The sequence below is a fragment of the Pseudomonas sp. Z003-0.4C(8344-21) genome, from assembly GCF_900104975.1.
Classification (GTDB): domain Bacteria; phylum Pseudomonadota; class Gammaproteobacteria; order Pseudomonadales; family Pseudomonadaceae; genus Aquipseudomonas; species Aquipseudomonas granadensis.
The window spans coordinates 2,666,871-2,691,201 of sequence record NZ_LT629756.1 but is presented as its reverse complement, the minus strand read 5'-3'; the positions used below and the strand labels follow the sequence as shown (position 1 = coordinate 2,691,201).

20 protein-coding genes are annotated in these 24,331 nt (G+C 59.1%); 13 read left to right on the top strand and 7 right to left on the bottom strand.

Annotated elements, in window-relative coordinates:
* Positions 1-7 precede the first annotated feature (7 nt).
* The 4 genes from crcB to BLU24_RS12460 all read right to left on the bottom strand — a co-directional run bounded on the left by crcB (position 8) and on the right by BLU24_RS12460 (position 4,982).
* Positions 8-382 carry a fluoride efflux transporter CrcB gene (crcB, locus tag BLU24_RS12475; protein WP_093100589.1) on the bottom strand — a complete coding sequence of 125 codons (375 nt, stop codon included), beginning with the start codon at positions 380-382 and terminating at the stop codon, positions 8-10.
* Positions 382-1,704 (bottom strand): replication-associated recombination protein A, encoded by a 1,323-nt coding sequence (locus tag BLU24_RS12470; RefSeq protein WP_093100587.1) that lies wholly within the window; start codon positions 1,702-1,704, stop codon positions 382-384. The genes crcB and BLU24_RS12470 overlap by 1 nt, the downstream gene beginning before the upstream one ends.
* Before the next feature lie 153 nt (positions 1,705-1,857).
* Positions 1,858-2,478, bottom strand: coding sequence for an outer membrane lipoprotein chaperone LolA (lolA, locus tag BLU24_RS12465; RefSeq protein WP_093100585.1), 621 nt, complete (start codon positions 2,476-2,478; stop codon positions 1,858-1,860).
* Positions 2,479-2,552: 74 nt separating this feature from the next.
* Positions 2,553-4,982: a DNA translocase FtsK gene (locus BLU24_RS12460; RefSeq protein WP_167359897.1), complete on the bottom strand. Its 2,430-nt coding sequence runs from the start codon at positions 4,980-4,982 to the stop codon at positions 2,553-2,555.
* Between the two features lie 489 nt (positions 4,983-5,471).
* Between BLU24_RS12460 and aat the strand changes: the two genes are divergently transcribed.
* From aat to infA, 3 genes are all read left to right on the top strand, one after another.
* Positions 5,472-6,152: a leucyl/phenylalanyl-tRNA--protein transferase gene (gene aat, locus BLU24_RS12455; RefSeq protein WP_093106617.1), complete on the top strand. Its 681-nt coding sequence runs from the start codon at positions 5,472-5,474 to the stop codon at positions 6,150-6,152.
* 58 nt (positions 6,153-6,210) lie between these two features.
* Entirely contained in the window at positions 6,211-6,918 is a 708-nt protein-coding gene (locus BLU24_RS12450) for an arginyltransferase (RefSeq protein ID WP_090284349.1), read from the top strand.
* Positions 6,919-7,030: 112 nt separating this feature from the next.
* Positions 7,031-7,249: a translation initiation factor IF-1 gene (infA, locus tag BLU24_RS12445; protein WP_002553999.1), complete on the top strand. Its 219-nt coding sequence runs from the start codon at positions 7,031-7,033 to the stop codon at positions 7,247-7,249.
* Positions 7,250-7,938: 689 nt separating this feature from the next.
* Here the strand turns inward: infA and clpA are convergent.
* A complete protein-coding gene (gene clpA, locus BLU24_RS12440) occupies positions 7,939-10,209 on the bottom strand; it encodes an ATP-dependent Clp protease ATP-binding subunit ClpA (protein WP_007964841.1) in 2,271 nt (756 codons plus the stop codon).
* Between the two features lie 30 nt (positions 10,210-10,239).
* Positions 10,240-10,623 (bottom strand): ATP-dependent Clp protease adapter ClpS, encoded by a 384-nt coding sequence (gene clpS, locus BLU24_RS12435; protein WP_011334948.1) that lies wholly within the window; start codon positions 10,621-10,623, stop codon positions 10,240-10,242.
* A 326-nt stretch (positions 10,624-10,949) separates the two neighbouring features.
* Here clpS and BLU24_RS12430 point away from each other — a divergent pair, with 326 nt between their 5' ends.
* Complete coding sequence (locus BLU24_RS12430) at positions 10,950-11,240, top strand: cold shock domain-containing protein (protein WP_093106614.1); 291 nt, start codon at positions 10,950-10,952, stop codon at positions 11,238-11,240.
* Positions 11,241-11,320: 80 nt separating this feature from the next.
* Here the strand turns inward: BLU24_RS12430 and icd are convergent, their stop codons facing one another.
* Positions 11,321-12,577, bottom strand: a complete 1,257-nt coding sequence (gene icd, locus BLU24_RS12425; RefSeq protein WP_090284351.1) for an NADP-dependent isocitrate dehydrogenase — start codon at positions 12,575-12,577, stop codon at positions 11,321-11,323.
* 481 nt (positions 12,578-13,058) lie between these two features.
* Between icd and BLU24_RS12420 the strand changes: the two genes are divergently transcribed.
* The 9 genes from BLU24_RS12420 to aceA all read left to right on the top strand — a co-directional run bounded on the left by BLU24_RS12420 (position 13,059) and on the right by aceA (position 23,713).
* Entirely contained in the window at positions 13,059-15,284 is a 2,226-nt protein-coding gene (locus BLU24_RS12420; RefSeq protein ID WP_093100582.1) for an NADP-dependent isocitrate dehydrogenase, read from the top strand.
* A gap of 202 nt (positions 15,285-15,486) precedes the next feature.
* Positions 15,487-15,933 carry an NUDIX hydrolase gene (locus tag BLU24_RS12415; protein WP_093100580.1) on the top strand — a complete coding sequence of 149 codons (447 nt, stop codon included), beginning with the start codon at positions 15,487-15,489 and terminating at the stop codon, positions 15,931-15,933.
* Positions 15,934-15,992: 59 nt separating this feature from the next.
* Complete coding sequence (gene mnmA / locus BLU24_RS12410) at positions 15,993-17,117, top strand: tRNA 2-thiouridine(34) synthase MnmA (protein ID WP_090284358.1); 1,125 nt, start codon at positions 15,993-15,995, stop codon at positions 17,115-17,117.
* Entirely contained in the window at positions 17,114-17,737 is a 624-nt protein-coding gene (gene hflD / locus BLU24_RS12405) for a high frequency lysogenization protein HflD (RefSeq protein WP_090284360.1), read from the top strand. Before mnmA ends, hflD begins: the two co-directional genes overlap by 4 nt.
* 126 nt (positions 17,738-17,863) lie before the next feature.
* Entirely contained in the window at positions 17,864-19,234 is a 1,371-nt protein-coding gene (purB, locus tag BLU24_RS12400; RefSeq protein ID WP_093100578.1) for an adenylosuccinate lyase, read from the top strand.
* An 86-nt stretch (positions 19,235-19,320) separates the two neighbouring features.
* On the top strand, positions 19,321-20,490 hold the full coding sequence (locus BLU24_RS12395; protein WP_093100576.1) for a ribosomal protein uL16 3-hydroxylase: 1,170 nt from the start codon (positions 19,321-19,323) through the stop codon (positions 20,488-20,490).
* Positions 20,483-20,908 carry a GNAT family N-acetyltransferase gene (locus tag BLU24_RS12390; RefSeq protein WP_090284364.1) on the top strand — a complete coding sequence of 142 codons (426 nt, stop codon included), beginning with the start codon at positions 20,483-20,485 and terminating at the stop codon, positions 20,906-20,908. Before BLU24_RS12395 ends, BLU24_RS12390 begins: the two co-directional genes overlap by 8 nt.
* Positions 20,909-21,151: 243 nt before the next feature.
* Positions 21,152-21,913, top strand: coding sequence for a secretin N-terminal domain-containing protein (locus tag BLU24_RS12385; protein ID WP_093100574.1), 762 nt, complete (start codon positions 21,152-21,154; stop codon positions 21,911-21,913).
* A gap of 474 nt (positions 21,914-22,387) precedes the next feature.
* On the top strand, positions 22,388-23,713 hold the full coding sequence (gene aceA / locus BLU24_RS12380) for an isocitrate lyase (protein WP_003223815.1): 1,326 nt from the start codon (positions 22,388-22,390) through the stop codon (positions 23,711-23,713).
* Positions 23,714-24,331: the final 618 nt, after the last annotated feature.

Genomic DNA, 24,331 nt, shown 5'->3' with positions numbered 1-24,331 from the left:
CTCGTTATCAAAGTTTGGTCAGGGACAGGCCAGCCCAAGTCGCGAGCAGCCCGCCGAATACGCTGAGTGCCGCATAGCCCAGGGCCAGCGGCACCTGCCCGCTTTCCAGCAGGCGCACCGTATCCAGTGAAAAGGATGAAAAAGTCGTCAGCCCCCCGAGGAAGCCGACCATCAACCCGGCGCGCACCTCGATCGGCACCTCCGGGCGTATCAAAAACAGGCCGTACAACACGCCAATCAGCAGACAGCCCACGATATTAACGGCCAGCGTCGCGGTATAGAAGTGCCGCGGCCAATTGGCGCTGATCCAGTTGCCGGTGGCGAAGCGCAGCAAGGTACCGGCCATCCCGCCGACAGACACCGCAATGATCAATGGGACCACTATTTTCTCCGCTGTCTTGGGCTTAAACGGTCGAGTTGAGCGAGGTGATTGAGCTTTTCGCCGATCTTCAATTCCAGACCACGCGGCACGGGCTGATAGAACGGAATCGGTTCGAGTTCTTCCGGGAAATAGTCTTCGCCGGCCGCGTAGGCATCCGGTTCATCGTGGGCATAGCGGTATTCGTCGCCATAGCCCAATTGCTTCATCAGTTTGGTCGGCGCATTGCGCAGGTGCAGTGGCACTTCCAGCGAGCCGTTTTCCGCCGCCGCGCGCAACGCGGTTTTGAAGCCCATGTACACCGCGTTGCTTTTCGGCGCACAGGCCAGATAAGTGATGGCCTGGGCCACGGCCAGCTCGCCTTCCGGACTGCCGAGACGCTCCTGCACTTCCCATGCTGCCAGGCACAGGCTCAGCGCGCGCGGGTCGGCGTTGCCGATGTCTTCGCTGGCCATGCGCACCACTCGGCGGGCCAGGTACAGCGGATCACAGCCGCCGTCGATCATGCGCGCGAACCAGTACAGTGCGCCGTCAGGATTGGAACCACGCACTGACTTGTGCAGCGCAGAAATCTGGTCGTAGAACGCTTCGCCGCCCTTGTCGAACCGGCGACGGGTATCGCCGAGCAGGCTTTGCAACAGATCGGTGTCGATCTCACTGTTGTCTTCGGCCAGGTCCGAGGCGTTTTCCAACAGATTGAGCAGGCGCCGACCATCGCCATCGGCAGCGGACAGCAGCATCTGGAAACCTTCATCGCTGAGGGTCAGATTGCGCTTGCCGAGGCCGCGTTCTTCGCTCAGCGCGCGGCCCACCAGTTTGCGCAGCGCCGCTTCGTCGAGGCTTTTCAGCACATAGACGCGGGCGCGCGACAACAAGGCGTTGTTGAGTTCGAACGAAGGGTTTTCCGTGGTGGCGCCGATGAAGATCAGCGTGCCGTCTTCGACGTAAGGCAGGAAGGCGTCCTGTTGGGACTTGTTGAAACGGTGGACTTCATCGACGAACAGGATCGTACGCTTGCCATACTGGCCGGCCTGCTGCTTGGCGATTTCAACGGCCTGACGGATCTCCTTGACCCCGGCGAGCACCGCCGAGACCGTTTCGAAGTGCGCATCGGAGACTTCCGCGAGCAATCGCGCCAGCGTGGTCTTGCCCACGCCCGGCGGCCCCCAGAAGATCATCGAGTGCAAAGCACCCTGCTCCAGCGCCTCACGCAGCGGCTTTCCACGCGCGAGCACGTGTTCCTGACCGACGTACTCGTCCAGATTGGTCGCACGCAAACGCGCGGCCAGTGGCTGGGCAATCGGTGCACTGCGAAACAGATCCATCACGTAGCGTTGAAACCTCTATTTGAACCGGTTGCCATTCATGCTTTTGATTTTGCAGGAGTGAGCCTGCTCGCGATAGCGGTGGATCAGACAACGAAGTGGTGACTGACAGATCGAATCGCGAGCAGGCTCACTCCTACAAGGGGTTTTGGTTTATTCCTGGATAACGTCGGCACCCTTGGGAATGTCGAACTTGAATTTCGAGGCCGGCACCGCTTCGTTGGCCTTGACCCCGGTAAACAGGATATTGGTGCGCTGGCCGACACTGTCGATCAGTTGCATGTCGTTGAGCAGACCGTTGCGGAACGACAGGCGCAGGTTGTCGAACAGGGTGTCTTTGGTTTTCGGCTTGAGGGTGAAGTCGATCACACCGCCCGCCTCTTTCGCGCTGATGTCAAAGCTCTGGCTGATCTTCGACACGTCGCCGGACAGCAGCAGCGCTGGGGTCTGGGTCAGGCGCTCGTCGAGTTTCTTGATAGTCGCCTGTTCCAGGTCCGGGTCCCACAGAGTGACTTTCTTGCCGTCGGAGACCATGGTCTGCTCGGCCGGGGCATTGGTGTGCCAGTAGAACAGGCCCGGACGCTGCAGGGTCATGTTGCCGGTGGTTTCCTGCAACTGGGTGCCGCTGCCGTCGAGGGTCAACTGCGAGAAGTTCGCGCTCAGGGTCTTGGATGTTTCCAGCAATTGGGTCAGACGCGCCACGTCCTTGCCATCGGCGTGGGCCGTGAGCGTGGTCAGCGCCAGTACTGGCAACAGCATGCGGATAAGACGCATGGGAGTCCTCTTGAATATTCGTTGGGAGAGGACGGCGCGTCATTGCGCCATCCTTTGTGCAAAAAGGGTTTCGATCAGTCGCGAACCGGGCCCGGAGCAAGGACCTCGCGAGAACCGTTGGTGTTCATCGAGGTGACGACGCCGGCCATTTCCATGGCTTCGATCATTCGGGCTGCGCGGTTGTAGCCGATTTTCAGCTTGCGCTGTACCGCGGAAATCGAAGCACGACGGCTTTCCAGCACAAACTGTACGGCTTCGTCATACAACGCATCGGCTTCCGGATCATCGCCGTCGCCGCCACCGCTGCTGCCTTCAAAACCGCTGCCGGCCTCTTCAACACCGTTGAGAATGTCGTCGTTGTATTCCGGTGCGCCGCGCAGTTTCCACGCCTCGACCACACGGTGAACTTCATCGTCGGACACGAACGCACCGTGAACCCGGATCGGCAGACTGGTGCCCGGCGGCATGTAGAGCATGTCACCGTGGCCAAGCAATTGTTCTGCACCGCCCTGATCGATAATGGTCCGCGAGTCGATCTTGCTCGACACCTGGAATGCCATACGGGTCGGAATGTTGGCCTTGATCAGACCGGTGATCACGTCTACCGATGGCCGCTGGGTCGCGAGGATCAAGTGAATGCCCGCGGCACGGGCCTTCTGTGCGATACGGGCGATCAGCTCTTCAACCTTCTTGCCGACGATCATCATCATGTCGGCGAATTCGTCGACCACAACAACGATGGTTGGCAGTTTTTGCAGCAGCGGCGCTTCGTCGTGGATGCTCTCGCGCTTGTACAGCGGATCGCTCAACGGCTCACCGGCATCCTGGGCTTCCTTGACCTTGGCGTTGAAGCCGGACAGGTTACGCACGCCCATCTTGGCCATCAGCTTGTAGCGACGCTCCATTTCGGCAACGCTCCAGCGCAAGGCGTTGGCGGCGTCTTTCATGTCGGTCACAACCGGGCACAGCAGGTGCGGAATGCCTTCGTAGATCGACAGTTCGAGCATCTTCGGGTCGATCATGATCAGCTTGGCGTCTTCCGGGCCGGACTTGAACAGGATCGACAGGATCATTGCGTTCACGCCCACGGACTTACCGGAACCGGTGGTACCGGCAACCAGCAGGTGCGGCATCTTCGCCAGGTCGGTGATGACCGGCTTGCCGCCGATATCGTGGCCGAGGGCCAGGGTGACCGGCGATTTGAAGTTGTCGTATTCAGGCGTAGAAAGCACTTCGGAGAAACGCACAATCTGCCGGTCTTCGTTGGGAATCTCGATGCCGACCGTAGTCTTGCCTGGAATCACTTCAACCACCCGCACGCTGGTCACCGCCAGCGAACGCGCCAGATCCTTGGCCAGGTTGGCGATGCGGCTGACCTTGACGCCTGCCGCAGGCTGGATTTCGTAACGGGTAATCACCGGGCCGGGATGGATCGAATCCACCGCGACTTCGACGCCGAATTCCTTGAGTTTGATTTCCAGCAAGTGCCCGACCGCTGCAAGCGATTCCGGCGAGTAATTGAGCTGTTTCTTTTCCGCAGGATCGAGGATCGAGATCGGCGGCAACGTGCCTTCCACGGCGCTGTCGACGAACAACGGCACCTGCTTCTCTTTCTGCACGCGCTTGCTTGGCTCGGGCGCTTTGGCCGGCGCCGGGGCGATCACTGGCGGCACCTGCTTCTCGCGATCGGACATGTGCTTGCTCAGGGCTTGCTCGCGTTCGATCAGGCGTTCCTTGACTTTGGCCTGTTCGCGCTTATCGGTGACCGTTGGCGCCACCACGTCATGCACACGATCGTCGACCTCTCGCAGTTGCGCGACCAGTTGCTTGCGTTCGGTGCGTGCCGCCCACCAGCGATTGAGCGCGCCCTGAAACAGTTCGAACAGGTCGAGGGTGATCTTGCCGGTGATGTCCATCACCTTGAACCACGACAGATCGGTAAACACCGTCAGACCGAACAGGAACAGCGCGATGAACAGCAGCGTGCTGCCCTGAATGTTCAGCGCATTCTTCGCCAGATTACCGAGGCTTTCGCCCAACGCACCGCCAGCACCCGCCGGCAGGCCGGAGGCCGCATGGAAATGCAGATGCGCAAGCGCCGCGCCGGACAGCACCAGAAATACCAGACCGATCAGGCGCCAGGAGAACAGCCAGCCACTCCACTGCCACGGCTCGTGGCGCTGACGGAAGATCTGATACGCCTTGATCGCCAGCAACAGCGGGAAGATGTAGGCGAAGTAACCGAGCACCATAAACAGGATGTCGGCGCTGTAGGAGCCCGCCGGACCGCCGAAATTCTGTACGTCATCGATCTTGCTGTTGTGGCTCCAGCCCGGATCGTCCTTGCCGTAGGTCAGCAAAGCCATCATCAGGAACAGGCACAAGGCACCGATGGCGATCAATGCACCTTCCTTGAGCCGGTAGTGCAATTGTTGACGCCAGAGCGGAACGACTGTTTTGGGTGCTTCGGTGGATTTCTTCAAAACGCTTCTTTTCCTGCGCACAAGGCGCGTCCATCTATTGAATGACGATAAAAAACTGCCCAATCCAGGCAGGTAAAAAATCAAACGAGCGCAAACGGAACTACTTTTAACATTACGCCGCGCTTTTTATAAACACAGCACATGACCAGCATTGTCTGATAACCCGCCATTGTACGGGTTTGTGCGTTCGATGCCATGCTTCAGACCCCGTGATTGAGCATAGCCAGGCGCGCAGAAGCTGCGACGCAATTTGAGCATGCATTTACCTTTTGTGACAAAGGCTTATGAAGGCTATTTGATGAACGTAGCGAAGCAGCCGATATCCACCCGGCTGCGATGCTCGCCGCGCGCTGCCACGGTGTCGCTTACGACCACGGCCGACACACCAAGTTGCAGCTCAATACTGGCTGCGTCGAATATCTGTGCAGGACATCGGCGCTTTTTCGCGGCAAACTCTTTCGCGGCGCCTGCGCGCCGCGACCGCCCTCCCCTTCTGCAAGCCTGGATGCCATGCTGACCTGGTTACAACGCAATTCCATGACCTTCCCTCCATTGGAAAAGGCCATGCGCGAGCCCAACGGATTGCTCGCCGCCGGCGGTGATTTGTCTGCCGATCGTCTGATTCAGGCTTATCGCCATGGCTGCTTTCCGTGGTTTTCCGAAGGCCAGCCGATTCTCTGGTGGTCGCCGGATCCGCGCACCGTGCTGTTTCCCGACGAGCTGCACGTTTCGCGCAGCCTCGGCAAACTGCTGCGCAAGGAACGCTATCAAGTGACCTTCGATCAGGATTTCGAAGCCGTGATTCGCGCCTGCGCCGCGCCCCGGGACTACGCCGATGGCACCTGGATCACCGAAGCCATGCAGGACGCCTACATCGAACTGCATCGTCGCGGCTTTGCCCACTCAGTGGAAGTGCGCGATCAGGGCGAGCTGGTCGGTGGCCTGTACGGCCTGGCGATGGGCCAATTGTTCTTTGGCGAATCGATGTTCAGCCGCGCCGACAATGCCTCCAAATATGGCTTCGCCACACTGGTGCGCCATCTGAAGGACGCCGGTTTCGTGCTGATCGACTGCCAGATGCCCACCGATCATTTGCACAGCCTCGGTGCGCGAGCGATTCCCCGCGAGCAATTTGCCGATTATCTGGCGCGACATCTGGATCAACCCAATCATGCGACCTGGGTTTGCTGAGCGACTTTTGCGCAGGTGGCTTACACTTAATCCACCAGCTTATTCCGAGGGTTGATTCATGACCGAGTTGGCGCGCCTGAAGTTCTATGCCACTCAGCCCCACTCTTGCAGTTATCTGCCCGAGGAGCAGGCCACGACCCTGTTTCTCGATCCGAGCCAGCCCATGGATGTGCATGTCTACGCAGACCTGTCGGAAATGGGTTTTCGTCGCAGCGGCGATCATCTGTACCGCCCGCATTGCCAGAATTGCAACGCGTGCGTGCCTGCGCGCATCCCGGTTGCGCAGTTCCTGCCCAACCGCCAGCAAAAACGCATTTTCAAACGCAACGCCGATTTGCAGGTGCGTCCGGCCAAGCCGCAATTCAGCGAAGAATATTTCGACCTGTACCAGCGCTACATTGAACAACGCCACGCCGACGGCGACATGTACCCGCCGAGCCGCGATCAGTTTTCGACCTTTCTGGTCCGCGATCTGCCCTTCTCGCGCTTTTACGAATTCCGACTCGACGGACGGTTGCTGGCGGTAGCGGTGACCGATTTGCTGCCTAACGGCCTCTCGGCGGTCTACACCTTTTACGAACCGGCCGAAGAACGCCGCAGCCTGGGACGTTTCGCGATCCTCTGGCAAATCGCCGAGAGCCAGCGCCTGGGGCTTGAGGCGGTCTACCTCGGATACTGGATCAAGAACTGCAAAAAGATGAACTACAAGACCCAATATCGCCCGATCGAACTGCTGATCAACCAGCGCTGGGTCATCCTCAACTAAAGCAAAAGCTCAAACCCCTTGGCGTAAACCCCATTTTTCGGGCACAATGCACGCCGCTTTTGCCTGGCGCAGTTGCACCGGGCCATTCACTGGATACCGAGGGCTTTACTGCATGTCGAAAGAAGACAGCTTCGAAATGGAAGGCACTGTCGTCGACACCCTGCCCAACACCATGTTTCGTGTGGAGTTGGAAAATGGGCACGTCGTAACCGCGCATATTTCCGGCAAGATGCGCAAGAACTACATTCGTATTCTTACCGGTGACAAAGTGCGCGTCGAACTGACGCCCTATGACTTGAGCAAAGGGCGCATCACCTACCGCGCTCGCTAATCAAGTCAATACAAAACGCCCGGCTTTTAGCCGGGCGTTTTTGTGTCTGGGGTTTGGGTTTGGGTGAGCACCCGTTTGCTGCGGGTGCATTTGAATTGCTCGAAGATCAAAAGCAACGTCAAAAGCCCCTCACCCTAGCCCTCTCCCGGAGGGAGAGGGAACTGACCGCGGTGATTGGAAGAGTTACGCAGACATGAAATACCGAGTCGTACGCAAAATTTGAAAAGCACAACGATCGGCTCCCTCTCCCTCGGGAGAGGGCTGGGGTGAGGGGCAGCCACACCACAAATCAAAAGCCATGCGACGCTTCTCACCACTCAATAGGCCGAGTGTCAGCTCGCCTGCTCTTGATCTTGATCCACCGGCGACGTCGGAAGGCTGAGTGGAGGGATTGATCCCGGCGTGGGAGCGCAGCGACCGTCTGGCGCAGCCAGACACAGCGGAAGGAGGTGCAGCGAAGCAAACCGTAGCCGCTGCGCCCGGATCGATCCCGGAGCGAAGGGACCCGAGCCTGCGAGGGCCGAACGTAGGAGCAAGCGTTTTTTTGCTTACTTTTTTTAGGCGTTTGTAAAAAAAGTGAGTCGCCGTAAGGGCGAAACCATAAGAAGCCGTTACCGCAGCAACGGATATACCCCCCAATCCCGAGACAAAAGAAAGGCGCCCGAAGGCGCCCTCTTAAACCACAGCCGTCAGGCCATCTCCGCCGTAGTCTCGAAGTCAAACGTCAACTCACCATCCTTGATGTCGATGTGCACCACACCGCCATGCTCGGCCAGCTCGCCAAACAGAATCTCTTCTGCCAGCGGACGCTTGATCTTGTCCTGGATCAGACGCGCCATCGGACGTGCGCCCATTGCCGAGTCATAACCACCCGCCGCCAGCCAACTGCGCGCCGCGTCAGTCACCTCAAGCAACACACGCTTGTCTTCCAGCTGCGCCTGAAGCTCGGTGAGGAACTTGTCCACCACACTCTTGATAACCTCATGACTGAGGCGACCAAACTGGATAATGGTGTCCAGACGGTTGCGGAATTCCGGCGTAAAACTCTTCTTGATCACTTCCATCGCATCGGACGAGTGATCCTGATGAGTGAAACCGATCGAAGCGCGAGCAGCCGTTTCGGCACCGGCGTTGGTGGTCATGATCACGATCACATTGCGGAAGTCCGCCTTGCGCCCGTTGTTGTCGGTCAGCGTACCGTGATCCATCACCTGCAGCAGCAGATTGAAGACTTCCGGGTGCGCCTTCTCGATTTCATCGAGCAGCAATACGCAATGCGGCTGCTTGGTGATCGCTTCGGTCAACAGACCGCCCTGATCGAAGCCGACATACCCTGGAGGCGCACCGATCAGACGCGAGACGGTGTGACGCTCCATGTACTCGGACATGTCGAAGCGAACCAACTCGATCCCCAGCGCCTTGGCCAATTGCCGCGCGGCCTCGGTTTTACCCACACCGGTCGGCCCTGCGAACAGGAATGAACCGACTGGCTTGTCCGGCGACTTGAGCCCGGCACGAGACAACTTGATTGCGGTCGACAGCGAATCGATCGCCGCGTCCTGACCAAACACCGTCAGCTTCAGGTCACGCTCCAGATTACGCAGCAATTCCTTGTCGGAACTGGTGACATGCTTCGGTGGGATCCGCGCAATCTTCGCCACGATGTCTTCGACCTGCGGCACTTCGATACGCTTGACGCGCATCTCCACCGGCTGGAGACGCTGATAGGCGCCCGCCTCGTCGATCACATCGATGGCCTTGTCCGGCATATGCCGGTCGTTGATGTAGCGCGAAGCCAGTTCGGCAGCGGCGCGCAACGACTCATCGCTGTACTCGATGTTGTGGTGCTGCTCGAAACGGCCTTTGAGACCACGCAGGATGCCGATGGTGTCTTCCACCGACGGCTCGACCACATCGACCTTCTGGAAGCGACGCGCCAGAGCACGGTCCTTCTCGAAGATGCCGCGGAACTCCTGGAACGTCGTCGAACCGATGCAGCGAATGTCGCCAGACGACAGCAGCGGCTTGAGCAGATTCGAAGCATCCATGACGCCACCGGACGCAGCACCGGCACCAATAATGGTGTGGATCTCGTCGATGAACAGAATCGCCTGCGGACGCTTTTTCAGTTCATTGAGCAGCGCCTTGAAACGCTTCTCGAAATCACCGCGGTATTTGGTGCCTGCCAGCAGAGCACCAAGGTCCAGCGAGTAGACGACGCTGTTGGCCAGCAGATCAGGCACCTGATTGTCGACAATGCGCTTGGCCAGGCCTTCGGCAATCGCGGTTTTACCCACGCCTGCTTCGCCGACCAGCAGCGGATTGTTCTTGCGCCGCCGCGCGAGAATCTGCGCGACCCGCTCGACTTCCGATTCGCGACCGACCAGCGGATCGATACGACCCTGGCGCGCGAGCTCGTTGAGGTTGCTGGCATAAGCATCCAGAGGATTGCCTGAAGAAGAAGACTCACCGCCCTCGTCGTCCTGCATATCTTGTTCACCTTCAGAGTGATCGCCATGCCCCGGTACTTTGGAAATGCCGTGGGCGATGTAGTTGACGACATCGATGCGCGCAACGCTCTGCTGTTTCAGCAGGAATACGGCCTGACTCTCTTGCTCACTGAAGATGGCGACGAGCACGTTGGCGCCAGTCACTTCGCGTTTGCCGGAGCTCTGTACGTGGAAAACAGCACGCTGCAGGACACGCTGGAAGCCCAGGGTTGGCTGGGTTTCGCGATCTTCGTCATGGACGGGGATCAATGGCGTGGTGGAGTCGATAAACTCCTGCAGGTCGTGCTTGAGTTTGTCGAGGTTCGCGCCGCAGGCACGCAAAACGGTGGCGGCAGCCTCATTGTCCAATAGGGCCAACAGGAGATGTTCGACGGTCATGAACTCATGACGCTTCGAACGAGCCTCCTTGAAGGCTAGATTGAGGGTGACTTCGAGCTCGCGGTTTAACATAGCTTCACCTCATACCCAAGTGGTCGGCGATTAACCGTCCTTCTCGATTTCACAGAGTAGCGGATGCTGGCTTTCCCTGGCGTACTGGTTGACCTGCATGGCCTTTGTCTCGGCGATGTCGCGGGTAAACACTCCACATACTGCTCGTCCTTCTGTATGGACGGCCAGCATGACCTTGGTCGCCAGCTCGCGATTCAGGTTAAAAAACACCTCGAGCACTTCGACGACGAAATCCATCGGTGTGTAGTCATCGTTGAACAAAACCACCTTGTACATCGGCGGTGCCTGTAATGCAGGCTTTGCTTCCTGAACAGCAACGCCTGCCGAATCGTCGTCGTGCTCCTGTGGAAGATCCTTTTGGAGAAGCGGGCGATCCTGATTGAATGTTAGTCGAATCTGGCTGATTGCATGCATGGAAAGAAAGGTTCGTCAGTTGTGCAAATACAGTGGTGGGGGCGGTTGCCTGCGTTTTCAACTCCGACTGCCCGGTCACCTTGACTATCGGGAAAACGGTGTTACAACCAATAGAGCCCACAGTGGGTAAAAAAGATCCGCGGAGTCAATTCTTTTATCGAATTCGATTGCGGATGAACGGGATGATACTCCAGCGATGGAGACTGGTGCAGAGGGATTTGGGTATGTCAGGCGGCAAGGTTAAAGACAAGATAGACGAAAAGGCCAAAGATAAGGTCAAAGACAAGGCCAGAGATAAGGCCAGAGATAAGGCCAAAGCCAAACCCATTTTCAGCGGCACGGTGAAATGGTTCAACAATGCCAAGGGATTCGGCTTTATCAATACCGAAGCCCACCAGGGCCGCGATGAGGATGGCAAGGACATCGATTTCTTTGCGCATTACTCGGCCATCGAAATGGAAGGCTACAAAACCTTGAAAGCCGGACAAGCCGTATATTTCAATATCGTCCAGGGCCCGAAAGGACTGCACGCCCACGATATAATGGACAAGGCATCCGTTGACGCCGCCGCAGCTGCAGCCGCCGCAACCAGCATGCGCACCAGCGTAGTGGGCTGAGCCCGCCACCCAAGGCATCGGGTTATAAAAAACCGCCGAACTCACAGATCGAGATCGGCGGTTTTTTGTGTATCCGCGTTTTACATATGCGAAATCAACGCATCCCCAAAGCCCGAAGACGAAACCAGCTTGGCCCCATCCATCAAGCGTTCGAAGTCATACGTCACAGTCTTCGCCCCGATCGCACCATTGGTGCCCTTGATGATCAGATCTGCCGCTTCGGTCCAGCCCATGTGCCGCAGCATCATCTCGGCCGAGAGAATCAGTGAACCCGGGTTGACCTGATCCTTGCCGGCGTATTTCGGCGCGGTACCGTGGGTCGCTTCGAACATCGCCACGGTGTCGGACAGGTTGGCGCCCGGTGCAATACCGATGCCGCCCACTTCTGCCGCCAGGGCGTCGGACAGGTAGTCGCCGTTGAGGTTAAGCGTCGCGATCACATCGTACTCGGCCGGACGCAGCAGGATCTGCTGGAGCATGGCGTCGGCGATGGCGTCTTTGACCACCACGTTCTTGCCGGTTTTCGGGTTCTTGAACTGCATCCACGGACCGCCGTCGAGCAGGGTCGCGCCGAATTCTTCCGCCGCCACCTCGTAGGCCCATTCCTTGAAGGCACCTTCGGTGAACTTCATGATGTTGCCTTTGTGCACGATGGTCAGCGAATCGCGATCGTTATCGACCACATATTGCAGCGCCTTGCGCGCCAGACGCTTGGTGCCCTCACGGGAAACCGGCTTGACGCCGATGCCGCAGTTTTCGTCGAAACGGATCTTGGTGACGCCCATTTCTTCTTTAAGGAATTTGATCACCTTGGTGGCTTCCGGCGAACCGGCCTTCCACTCGATGCCCGCGTAGATGTCTTCGGAGTTCTCACGGAAGATGGTCATGTCGACGTCGCCAGGCTTTTTCACCGGGCTTGGCACGCCTTCGAACCAGCGCACCGGGCGCAGGCAGACATAGAGGTCAAGCTGCTGACGCAGGGCCACGTTCAGCGAGCGGATGCCGCCACCCACCGGAGTGGTCAGCGGGCCCTTGATGGAAACGACGTAATCCTTGACCGCGTCGAGGGTTTCCTGCGGCAGCCAAGTGTCCTGATCGTAAACCTGGGTGGCTTTTTCCCCGGCGTAGACTTCCATCCAGGAAATCTTGCGTTTGCCGCCGTAGGCCTTTTCAACAGCAGCATCGACAACCTTGATCATCACCGGACTGATGTCGACACCAATACCGTCACCTTCGATGAAGGGGATGACCGGGTTATCAGGAACATTGAGAGAATGGTCTGCATTGACGGTGATTTTGTCGCCGACGGCTGGAACCTGAATCTTCTTGTAACCCATGCTGAACTCCATTGTTTGGATTGAACACCTGGCTTGCTTCGAGCGTAACCCAGTTGAATCAACACGCAAACCCTATGTTCCGCCGCCGCGCACATCTCATTTCGTACAAGCCTGAAAGCAAAGGGAAAAGCGCCAAACTCCAGCATTCGTAACGACTCTTTGCCCAACCCTGCCCTGCGACCTTTAGACCAATGGACGAGAATCGTTGCATATGAACCATCGGCAGATTGCCAGCTACCTATGTATAATGCCGCCCGCTGACCACAGGGTCACGACGGCTGGCCTCTCTAGTACGAGACTTTCCGCCTGATTGGTCGGGCTGTTACCGCAGCCTGACTGCTTGACGCTCTACTGATGCACCCAACATCACCGCGAAGAATCTCGACATTCGGTTCATGGATGACTTTGAACGAACGCGCTTACCCGGCGCCCCTCGAGTTTCTGCGCACGCTTTAGCAAAGAAGAGAGAGTTAATCCGAATATGCCCACCCGCTCGAAGATCATCTATACCTTCACCGACGAAGCTCCTGCCCTCGCCACCTATTCCCTGCTGCCGATCATCGAGGCTTACACCGCCTCGGCCGATATCGCCGTGGAAACCCGCGATATCTCTCTTGCAGCACGCATCCTGGCAAGCTTCCCCGAGCAACTGGGCGACAAAGCCGTAGCCGACCACCTCGCCGAACTGGGCGAACTGGCCGTTACGCCTGAAGCCAATATCATCAAGCTGCCGAACATCAGCGCTTCGGTGCCGCAACTGCAAGCCGCGATCAAAGAGCTGCAGGCGCAGGGCTACAACCTGCCGGACTACCCGGAAACCGTGACCAGCGACGCCGACAAAGACGCCAAGGCGCGTTACGACAAGGTCAAGGGCAGCGCCGTGAACCCGGTTCTGCGTGAAGGCAACTCCGACCGTCGCGCTCCGCTGTCGGTGAAGAACTACGCGCGCAAGCACCCGCACAAAATGGGCGCCTGGGCCAAAGACTCCAAGTCCCACGTCGCTCACATGAGCACCGGCGATTTCTACGGCAGCGAAAAAGCCGCCCTGATCGACGCCGCTGACGCCGTGAAGATCGAACTGATCGCCAAGGACGGTACTGCCACCGTTCTGAAAGAAAAAACCACCGTTCAGGCCGGCGAGATCCTCGACTGCGCCGTGATGAGCAAAAACGCCCTGCGTACGTTCATCGCTGCTGAAATCGAAAGCGCCAAGGCCCAGGGCGTGCTGCTCTCGGTGCACCTGAAAGCGACCATGATGAAGGTCTCCGACCCGATCATGTTCGGCCAGATCGTTGCCGAGTACTACAAAGACGCGCTGACCAAGCACGCTGACGTGCTGGCCGAGATCGGCTTCAACCTGAACAACGGCATCGGCGACCTGTACGCGCGCATCAAAGCGCTGCCGGCCGAGCAGCAAGCGCAAATCGAAGCCGACATGGCGGCGGTCTACGCTGTGCGTCCGGCGCTGGCGATGGTCAACTCCGACAAAGGCATCACCAACCTGCACGTGCCGAGCGACGTCATCGTCGACGCCTCGATGCCAGCGATGATCCGTGACTCCGGCAAGATGTGGGGCACCGACGGTCAGCTGCACGACACCAAGGCAGTGATCCCGGATCGTTGCTACGCCACCATTTACCAGGCCGTGATCGAAGACTGCAAGGCCAATGGCGCGTTCGATCCGACCACCATGGGCAGCGTGCCGAACGTCGGTCTGATGGCGAAGAAAGCCGAAGAATACGGCTCGCACGACAAGACCTTCCAGATCAAGGCTGACGGCGTGGTTCGCGTCACCGACAGCAAAGGCACCGTGCTGATGGAGCAGGCCGTTGAAGCCGGCGACATCTTCCGCATGTGCCAGACCAAAGACGCGCCGATCCAGGACTGGGTCAAACTGGCCGTCAACCGCGCTCGCGCCAGCAGCACCCCGGCGATCTTCTGGCTCGACCCGATGCGCGCTCACGACGGTGTGGTGATCGAGAAGGTTCAGGCGTACCTGAAGGATCACGACACCGCCGGTCTGGACATCCAGATCATGGCGCCGGTCGATGCAATGAAGTACACCCTGCAGCGCACCCGCGAAGGCAAGGACACCATTTCGGTGACCGGCAACGTACTGCGTGATTACCTGACCGACCTGTTCCCGATCATGGAACTGGGCACCAGCGCCAAGATGCTGTCGATCGTGCCGCTGATGAACGGCGGTGGCCTGTTCGAAACCGGCGCTGGCGGTTCGGCGCCGAAGCATGTGCAGCAACTGGTTGAAGAAAACTTCCTGCGCTGGGATTCGCTGGGTGAGTTCCTTGCCCTCGCCGCTTCCCTTGAGCATCTGGGTGTGAACTACAACAACCCGAAAGCGCTGGTGCTGTCGAAGACCCTGGACCAGGCCACCGGCCAGTTCCTCGACAACAACAAGTCGCCATCGCGTAAAGTCGGCAACATCGACAACCGCGGCAGCCACTTCTACCTGGCGATGTACTGGGCTCAGGCCCTGGCCGCCCAGACCGAAGACGCTGCACTGCAAGCGCAGTTCGCAACGCTGGCCAAAACCCTGACCGAGAACGAGGCGACCATCGTTGCCGAGCTCAACGCCGTTCAGGGCAAGCCAGTCGACATCGGCGGTTACTACCACGCCGACGCCGAGCTGATCAGCCAGGCCATGCGCCCAAGCGCAACCTTCAACGCGGCGATTGCTGCGCTGGTTTAAGGTTGTAGTGCGGTAAACAAACCCCGGCCCTGTGCCGGGGTTTGTGTTTTTAGACTTTGTGATCAGCACAAAACCCTGTGGGAGCTGGCTTGCCAGCGATAGCGGTGGATCAGTCACCTTCAATGCTGAATGATAGGCCGCCATCGCTGGCAAGCCAGCTCCCACAGTAATCGGGTTTCAATGTTCAAAACGAGGACAACTCATGGAATGGCTGCCCCACATCACCGTCGCCACCATTGTCGAAAAAAACGGTCGCTTCCTGATGGTCGAAGAGCACAAGGCCGGGCGCAATGTGCTCAATCAACCCGCCGGGCATCTCGATCCGGATGAAACCCTGATCGAAGCCGCCGTGCGCGAAACCCTCGAAGAGACCGGCTGGGACGTCGAACCCACCAGCGTCATCGGCATTTACCTGTACACCGCGCCGAGCAACGGCGTGACTTACCAGCGTGTGTGCTTCAGCGCCAAAGCCGTCAAACACCACCCGGACTATCAGCTCGACGACGGCATCCTCGGCGCCAAGTGGCTGACCCGCGACGAATTATTGGCTCAACGGGACAACTGGCGCAGCGAGCTGATCATGCGCTGCATCGACGATTATCTGGCCGGCCATCACTTCAGCCTCGAACTGATCCGCCCTTCCCTTTAGCCTTGCGGCCGCGAGCCTGATAGAATCGCGCCCTTTTCCAAGACACTCATTGAATCCCTATGCGTGATCCAGCCCCTTCTGACACATCCAAGAAGCGCGTCATTGTCGGCATGTCCGGCGGCGTGGACTCTTCCGTTTCCGCTCTCCTGCTGATCGAGCAGGGGTATGAAGTGGAAGGCCTGTTCATGAAGAACTGGGAAGAAGACGACGGAACGGAATATTGCACCGCCATGGACGACCTGGCGGATGCTCAGGCTGTCTGCGACAAGATCGGCATAAAACTGCACACCGCCAACTTCGCTGCCGAGTACTGGGACAACGTGTTCGAGCACTTCCTGGCCGAATACAAGGCCGGACGTACGCCGAACCCGGACATCCTGTGCAACCGCGAGATCAAGTTCAAGGCGTTCCTCGACTACGCGATGATGCTTGGCGCCGACCTGATCGCCACCGGCCACTACGTGCGCCGCCGCGACATCGATGGCCGCACCGAATTGCTCAAGGGCCTAGATCCAAACAAGGATCAGAGCTACTTCCTGCACGCCGTTGGCGGCGAACAGATCGCCAAGACCCTGTTCCCGGTCGGCGAACTGGAAAAGCCGGAAGTGCGCGCGATTGCTGAGAAATACGAGCTGGCGACCGCCAAGAAGAAGGATTCCACCGGGATCTGCTTCATCGGTGAACGGCGCTTCAGCGACTTCCTCAAGCAATACCTGCCGGCGCAACCGGGTGAGATCAAAACCACCGAAGGCGAAGTCATCGGCCGTCACCACGGCTTGATGTACCATACCATCGGCCAGCGCCAGGGCCTTGGCATCGGCGGTTTGAAAGACGCCGGCGATGAACCGTGGTACGTGCTGCGCAAGGATCTGGACGTCAACGAACTGATCGTCGGCCAGGGCAACAACCATCCGTGGCTGTTCTCCGGCGCCCTGCTCGCTTCGGACATCTATTGGGTCAACCCGATCGACCTGAGCCAGCCGCTGCGCCTGACTGCCAAAGTGCGTTATCGCCAGAGCGATCAGGCCTGCACCCTGGAGAAAACCGCCAGCGGCTATCGCGCCGTGTTCGACGAGCCGCAACGCGCGGTGACGCCGGGCCAATCGGTGGTGTTCTATGACGGTGAAATCTGCCTCGGCGGCGGCGTGATCGAAGTCGCCGAGCCGTGGAGCGGCCAGGCATGAGCCCGACTCAGGAGCAACTGACGGCGCTGGGCGGTGTGTTTCTGGCCGCCGTGCTGGTCGACCGCATCGCCAAGACCGGCCAGACCAACGAAGCTGGCCTGAGCTGCATGCTCGGCAGCCTGCTGGTGCGCGATCCGAAAGACACGCTGGACGTGTACGGCGGCGATGACATCAATCTGCGCGAAGGTTATCGGGCGCTGATCGGCGCACTGGAACGCGACCCCAGCACTTTGCAGCGCGAGCCGTTGCGTTACGCACTGTCGATGCTCGGTCTGGAACGCCAACTGGCCAAGCGCGACGACATGCTCGACACCATCAGCAAGCGTTTGCCGCAGATCCAGTCGCAGGTCGAGCACTTCGGTCCGGCCCACGAAAACGTGGTGGCAGCTTGCGGCGCGCTGTATCAGGACACCCTGAGCACCTTGCGCCAGCGCATTCAGGTGCACGGCGACATGCGCAACCTGCAGCAACCGAGCAATGCCTCGAAGATTCGCGCCCTGCTGCTGGCCGGGATTCGTTCGGCGCGCTTGTGGCGCCAGCTTGGCGGTCATCGCTGGCAGTTGGTGATCAGCCGGCGCAAGTTGCTCAAAGAGCTGTATCCGCTGATGCGCAGCGAGTAAACGCCGCGCGATACCAGTTTTGTAGTCTGTAACGCGTAATACGCCGGTCAGTTGGCGACGGACCGGCGGATTTTTTCATGTATGATACGCGCCCCATTTCGTTGCCCGACTGTCCGAGAACACCCCATGCAGCTCTCTTCGCTCACTGCGGTTTCCCCTGTTGACGGCCGCTACGCCGGCAAAACCCAGGCCCTGCGCCCGATTTTCAGCGAGTACGGCCTGATCCGCGCCCGTGTTCTGGTTGAAGTGCGCTGGCTCCAGCGCCTGGCCGCCCACGCCGGCATCCCTGAAGTACCGGCCTTCTCCGCCGAGGCCAACTCCGTTCTCAATGAACTGGCTGAAAACTTCTCGCTGGAGCACGCCGAGCGCGTCAAAGAGATCGAGCGCACCACCAACCACGACGTCAAGGCGATCGAATACCTGCTCAAGGAGCAGGCGGCCAAGCTGCCGGAGCTGGCCAAGGTCAGCGAGTTCATCCACTTTGCCTGCACCAGCGAAGACATCAACAACCTGTCCCACGCGCTGATGCTGCGCGAAGGCCGTGACGACGTGATGCTGCCGCTGATGCGCCAGACCGCCAACGCCATCCGCGAACTGGCCATCCGTTTCGCTGACGTGCCGATGCTGTCGCGCACCCACGGCCAACCGGCTTCGCCGACCACTCTTGGTAAAGAGCTGGCGAACGTGGTTTACCGTCTCGAGCGGCAGATCGCACAAGTCGCTGCCGTACCGCTGCTGGGCAAGATCAACGGCGCCGTCGGCAACTACAACGCGCACCTGTCGGCCTACCCGCAGATCGACTGGGAAGCCAACGCCCGCGCCTTCATCGAAGACGAGCTGGGCCTGGGCTTCAACCCGTACACCACGCAAATCGAACCGCACGACTACATCGCTGAGCTGTTCGACGCGATCGCGCGTTTCAACACCATCCTGATCGACTTCGACCGTGACATCTGGGGCTACATCTCCCTGGGTTATTTCAAGCAGCGCACCATCGCTGGCGAAATCGGTTCGTCGACCATGCCGCACAAGGTCAACCCGATCGACTTCGAGAACTCCGAAGGCAACCTGGGCATCGCCAACGCACTGTTCCAGCACCTGGCGAGCAAACTGCCGATCTCCCGCTGGCAGCGCGACCTGACCGACTCCACCGTTCTGCGCAACCTCGGTGTCGGCTTCGCCCACAGCGTGATCGCCTACGAAGCCAGCCTCAAAGGCATCAGCAAACTCGAACTCAACGAGCAGAAGATTGCCGCTGACCTCGACGCGTGCTGGGAAGTGCTGGCCGAGCCGATCCAGACCGTGATGCGCCGCTACAACATCGAAAACCCGTACGAAAAGCTGAAAGAACTGACCCGCGGCAAGGGCATCAGCCCTGAAGCGCTGCAGACTTTCATCGATGGCCTGGACATGCCAGCCGAAGCGAAAGCCGAGCTCAAGCAACTGACCCCGGCCAACTACATCGGCAACGCTGTAGCACAAGCCAAACGCATCTGATCGACCGCTTGCCCCGTTCAAGACGCCCGGCCGCGCCGGGCGTTTTTATTCCCGTCTGAAAAGTGCTTTTTTTCAATAGGTTACATATGAATTCCGATATTCCTCTTCAACTTCTGGGCGGCCTCACGGCACGCGAATTCCTGCGTGACTACTGGCAGAAAAAACCGCTGCTGATCCGTCAGGCGATTCCTGACTTCGAAAGCCCGATCGACGCCGATGAACTGGCCGGCCTCGCCCTGGAAGAAGAAGTCGAATCGCGCCTGGTCATCGAGCACGGCGAGCGCCCGTGGGAACTGCGTCGCGGCCCGTTCGCCGAAGACGAGTTCAGCAAACTGCCGGAAAAAGAATGGACCCTGCTGGTACAAGCGGTCGACCAGTTCGTCCCGGAAGTCAGCGAGCTGCTGGAAAACTTCCGTTTTCTGCCGAGCTGGCGCGTCGACGACGTGATGATCAGCTTCGCCGCTCCCGGTGGCAGCGTTGGCCCGCACTTCGATAACTACGACGTGTTCCTGCTGCAAGGCCACGGTAAGCGCAACTGGAAAATCGGCCAGATGTGCGATTCCGAGAGCCCGCTGCTGCAACACGCCGACCTGCGCATCCTCGCCGAATTCGAACAGACCGAAGAATGGGTCCTGGAACCGGGCGACATGCTTTACCTGCCGCCGCGCCTGGCTCACTGCGGTGTCGCGGTCGACAACTGCATGACCTACTCGGTCGGCTTCCGCGCGCCGAGCGCCGCTGAAGTACTCACCCACTTCACCGACTTCCTCAGCCAGTTCCTGACTGACGAAGAGCGCTACACCGACGCCGATGCCAAGCCGGCGGCCGACCCGCATCAGATCCAGCACGATGCGCTGGACCGCCTGAAGAGCCTGCTTGCCGAGCACATGAGCGACGAGCGTCTGCTGCTGACCTGGTTCGGCCAGTACATGACCGAGCCGCGCTACCCGGAACTGGTGGTCGGCCCGGAAGACGTCGAAGAAGAAGACTTCCTCGCTGCCCTGCAGGACGGCGCCGTGCTGATTCGCAACCCGAGCGCGCGTCTGGCCTGGTCGGAAGTCGATGACGACCTGCTGCTGTTCGCCAGCGGCCAGAGCCGCTATCTGCCGGGCAAACTGCGCGAACTGCTGAAGCTGATCTGCGCCGCTGACGCCCTGCACGCCGATAACGTCGGCGACTGGCTGAACGACGAAGACGGTCGCAGCCTGCTCTGCGAACTGGTCAAGCAAGGTAGCCTGGGGTTCGCCGATGAATAAAATTCGCGTTCGTGTCGCAGACTGGCAGAAGGACATCGCCGAGATCCGGCGCATTCGTGAAACGGTGTTCATCGCCGAACAATCGGTGCCACCCGAGCTTGAGTGGGACGCGGACGACGCGACCGCCGTGCATTTTCTGGCGTTTGAAGGCGACTACCCGATCGGCACCGCGCGCTTGCTGCCCGATGGACACATCGGCCGGGTCTCGGTACTGAAAGACTGGCGCGGGATGAAAGTCGGCGACGCGCTGATGCAAGCGGTCATCGCCGAAGCGGAAGCGCGCGGCCTGAAGCAGCAAATGCTCAGCGCACAGGTGCAGGCCACGGCGTTCTACGAGCGCCTGGGTTTCAGCCTGGTCAGCGAGGAGTTCCTCGAAGCCGGGATTCCGCATGTCGACATGGTTCGGCATTCGGCCTGAGACCGCATCGCGGCTTTCGCGAGCAGGCTCGCTCCCACACTTGATCTCTGCGGGACACAAAACTTGTGCTCACTGGAGACCTACTGTGGAAGCGAGCCTGCTCGCGAAAAGGCCTGCAAGCACACCCCAAACCGCCCCGCTATCTCACGATGCCGGGGCGTTTTGCTGTCTACGATTCAACTTGCCCCACCCCGGGCCGACAAACTGGCAATATCAAGCCTTTCGAACGCGGAGATAACGGACATGTCCCTACGCACCCTGCTCACCACCCTGCTGCTCGGCTGCAGCTTTTCGGTGCTGGCAGCCACAGAAATCGTGCCCCTCAATTACCGCACCAGCGCCGACATGCTGCCGATGGCGCAGGACTTCCTCGGCAAGGACGGCCAGGTCAGCGCCTATGGCAATCAACTGATCATCAAGGCCGACCCGGACAAGATTCAGGAACTCAAGGCACTGATCGGCCAGCTCGACACCGCGCCCAAGCGCCTGCTGATCACCGTCGATACCAATGAAAACAATGGCCGTGGCGACGAAGGCTATTCGGTCAACGGCGCGCAGCCGAATCAGACCCGCATCATCAGCCGCAGTACGACCAGCCGCGAAGGTGGCGTGCAGCAAGTGCAAGCCACCGACGGCATGCCAGCGCTGATCCAGGTCGGGCAAAGCGTGCCGATCACCAACGTTCAGAGCGATTCTTACGGCGGTTACAACAGCCAGACCCAATACCGCAACGTCACCCAGGGTTTCTACGTCACCGCCAGTGTCACCGGCGAGACCGTTCATCTGGCGATCAGTACCAACCGTGACCGCATGAGCCAGGAGCGTCCCGATGTAGTGAACGTGCAAAGCACCGACACAACCGTCAGCGGACGCCTCGGCGAATGGATCACCTTGGCCGGCGTGAATCGCCAGACCCAGGCTGATAAACAGGGCCTGACCCGCAGCTACTCGACTCAAGGCCGGGATGACATGACCTTGCGGGTGAAAGTCGACGCACTGGACTAAAGCACCGAAAACTGACTGATTAGTCGTATTAGACGAAAGATGTAGTGCTCTACAAAAAGCACTACAAAACGTTTGACGCGAAAAAAAAGCGAAGGCATGATGGCCTCGCTCCCGCTAATCAGGGGCCCTGGCAAGGGCCTTCGAAGCGCCGCCCGCACCTACCCCGCGAGCCGTTTCGTGTCTGTACCGCCCACAAGGTGTGTTTGACGAGGTTGCCGACTGGAACGAAGTTGTCCCGAGGGACGGAAGCGTATTTAGGTAACCCGGCTTCACGCTGCAGACCGCATAAAGGCCCACGACGCCGGAATGCGCCCGCACCGCGCCACTACCTGCTCACTTCCCCTCGAGCCCATCATTCATCCCGTCGCCTCCCCCGCCGAATCCGACTTGACCACCTAAGCTTCTGGTCAGCGAGCGCAGGAATTTTCCACCGCAGAACAACTTTTCAATAAAGACGCGACGAGGTTTATCTCCATGGCACTGACACGCGAACAGCAAATTGCAGCCCTCGAAAAAGACTGGGCTGAGAACCCGCGCTGGAAAGGCGTGACACGCACTTACTCCGCTGCTGACGTGGTCCGTCTGCGTGGCTCGGTCCAGCCTGAGCACACCTTTGCGAAGATGGGCGCCGAGAAGCTGTGGAACCTGGTCACCCAGGGTGCCAAGCCGTCCTTCCGTCCTGAGAAAGATTTCGTCAACTGCATGGGCGCCCTGACCGGTGGCCAGGCTGTTCAGCAGGTAAAAGCCGGTATCCAGGCGATCTACCTGTCGGGCTGGCAAGTGGCTGCGGACAACAACTCCGCAGAATCCATGTACCCGGACCAGTCGCTGTACCCGGTGGACTCGGTGCCAACCGTGGTCAAGCGCATCAACAACTCGTTCCGTCGTGCCGACCAGATCCAGTGGAAAGCCGGCAAGAACCCGGGCGACGAAGGCTACATCGACTACTTCGCGCCAATCGTGGCTGACGCTGAAGCCGGTTTCGGCGGTGTACTGAACGCCTACGAGCTGATGAAAAGCATGATCGAAGCAGGCGCCGCCGGCGTTCACTTCGAAGACCAGCTGGCCTCGGTTAAAAAATGCGGCCACATGGGCGGCAAGGTACTGGTTCCAACCCAAGAAGCCGTACAGAAGCTGACCGCTGCGCGTCTGGCGGCTGACGTTGCCGGCACGCCGACCATCATCCTGGCGCGTACCGATGCCAACGCCGCGGACCTGCTGACGTCCGACTGCGACCCGTACGACCAGCCGTTCGTGACTGGCGAGCGCACCCAGGAAGGTTTCTACAAGGTTCGTGCCGGCCTGGACCAAGCCATCGCCCGTGGTCTGGCTTACGCGCCATACGCCGACCTGATCTGGTGCGAAACCGCCAAGCCGGATCTGGAAGAAGCCCGTCGCTTCGCTGAAGCGATCAAGAAGGAATACCCGGACCAACTGCTGTCGTACAACTGCTCGCCTTCCTTCAACTGGAAGAAAAACCTGGACGACGCGACCATCGCCAAATTCCAGCGCGAACTGTCCGCCATGGGCTACAAGCACCAGTTCATCACCCTGGCCGGCATTCACAACATGTGGCACAGCATGTTCAACCTGGCGCACGACTACGCCCGCAACGACATGACCGCCTACGTGAAGCTGCAAGAGCAGGAATTCGCTGACGCCGCCAAGGGCTACACCTTCGTGGCGCACCAGCAGGAAGTGGGCACCGGCTACTTCGACGACATGACCACCGTGATCCAGGGTGGCTCGTCGTCGGTGACCGCGCTGACCGGTTCGACCGAAGAAGAACAGTTCCACTGATAGCGCTTCGCTGAGCAAACGGCCTTTGCGGATCGAATAAAAAGCTAACCGCAGAGCCGCAAGACTGACGCCCCGACTGGTTCGGGGCGTTTTTTTGTCTGCGATTCCTCAACACCGCCGATGCCCTGTAGGAGTGAGCCTGCTCGCGATAACGGTGTGTCAGTTAATGCATGTGCTGGCTGATACACCGCTTTCGCGAGCAGGCTCACTCCTACAGAGGTCTTGCGGTGTCAGCACAAAACATTGATCTGACGCGCCACAAGCATCAGAAATTTCCGCTACAACGGTAGGCTTTGCTACTTGCAGTAACGCGCAAGTAAGACAACTTCCCAATCCCTCACCCGATAAACAGTTACAAATCCGACTCAAACGATATCAATTATCATTTAGCCGCAACTATGATCATTACAGCGCAAGCAAAACATTATTCCTGGAAAACCGCCTGATGCCCGGAAAGGCTGGGCCGAAAGGGTTCCGAGGACGGCCACGTCCTTATTCCAATAAATAATTTCGCCATTGGAATTTTACTTGCCGGGTGTTTAGCCATAAAATCAGCCCGATTGATTGCTGCGACATATCGTCACTGCCTTATTTCTTTATCAAGCTCAGAGACCTTTG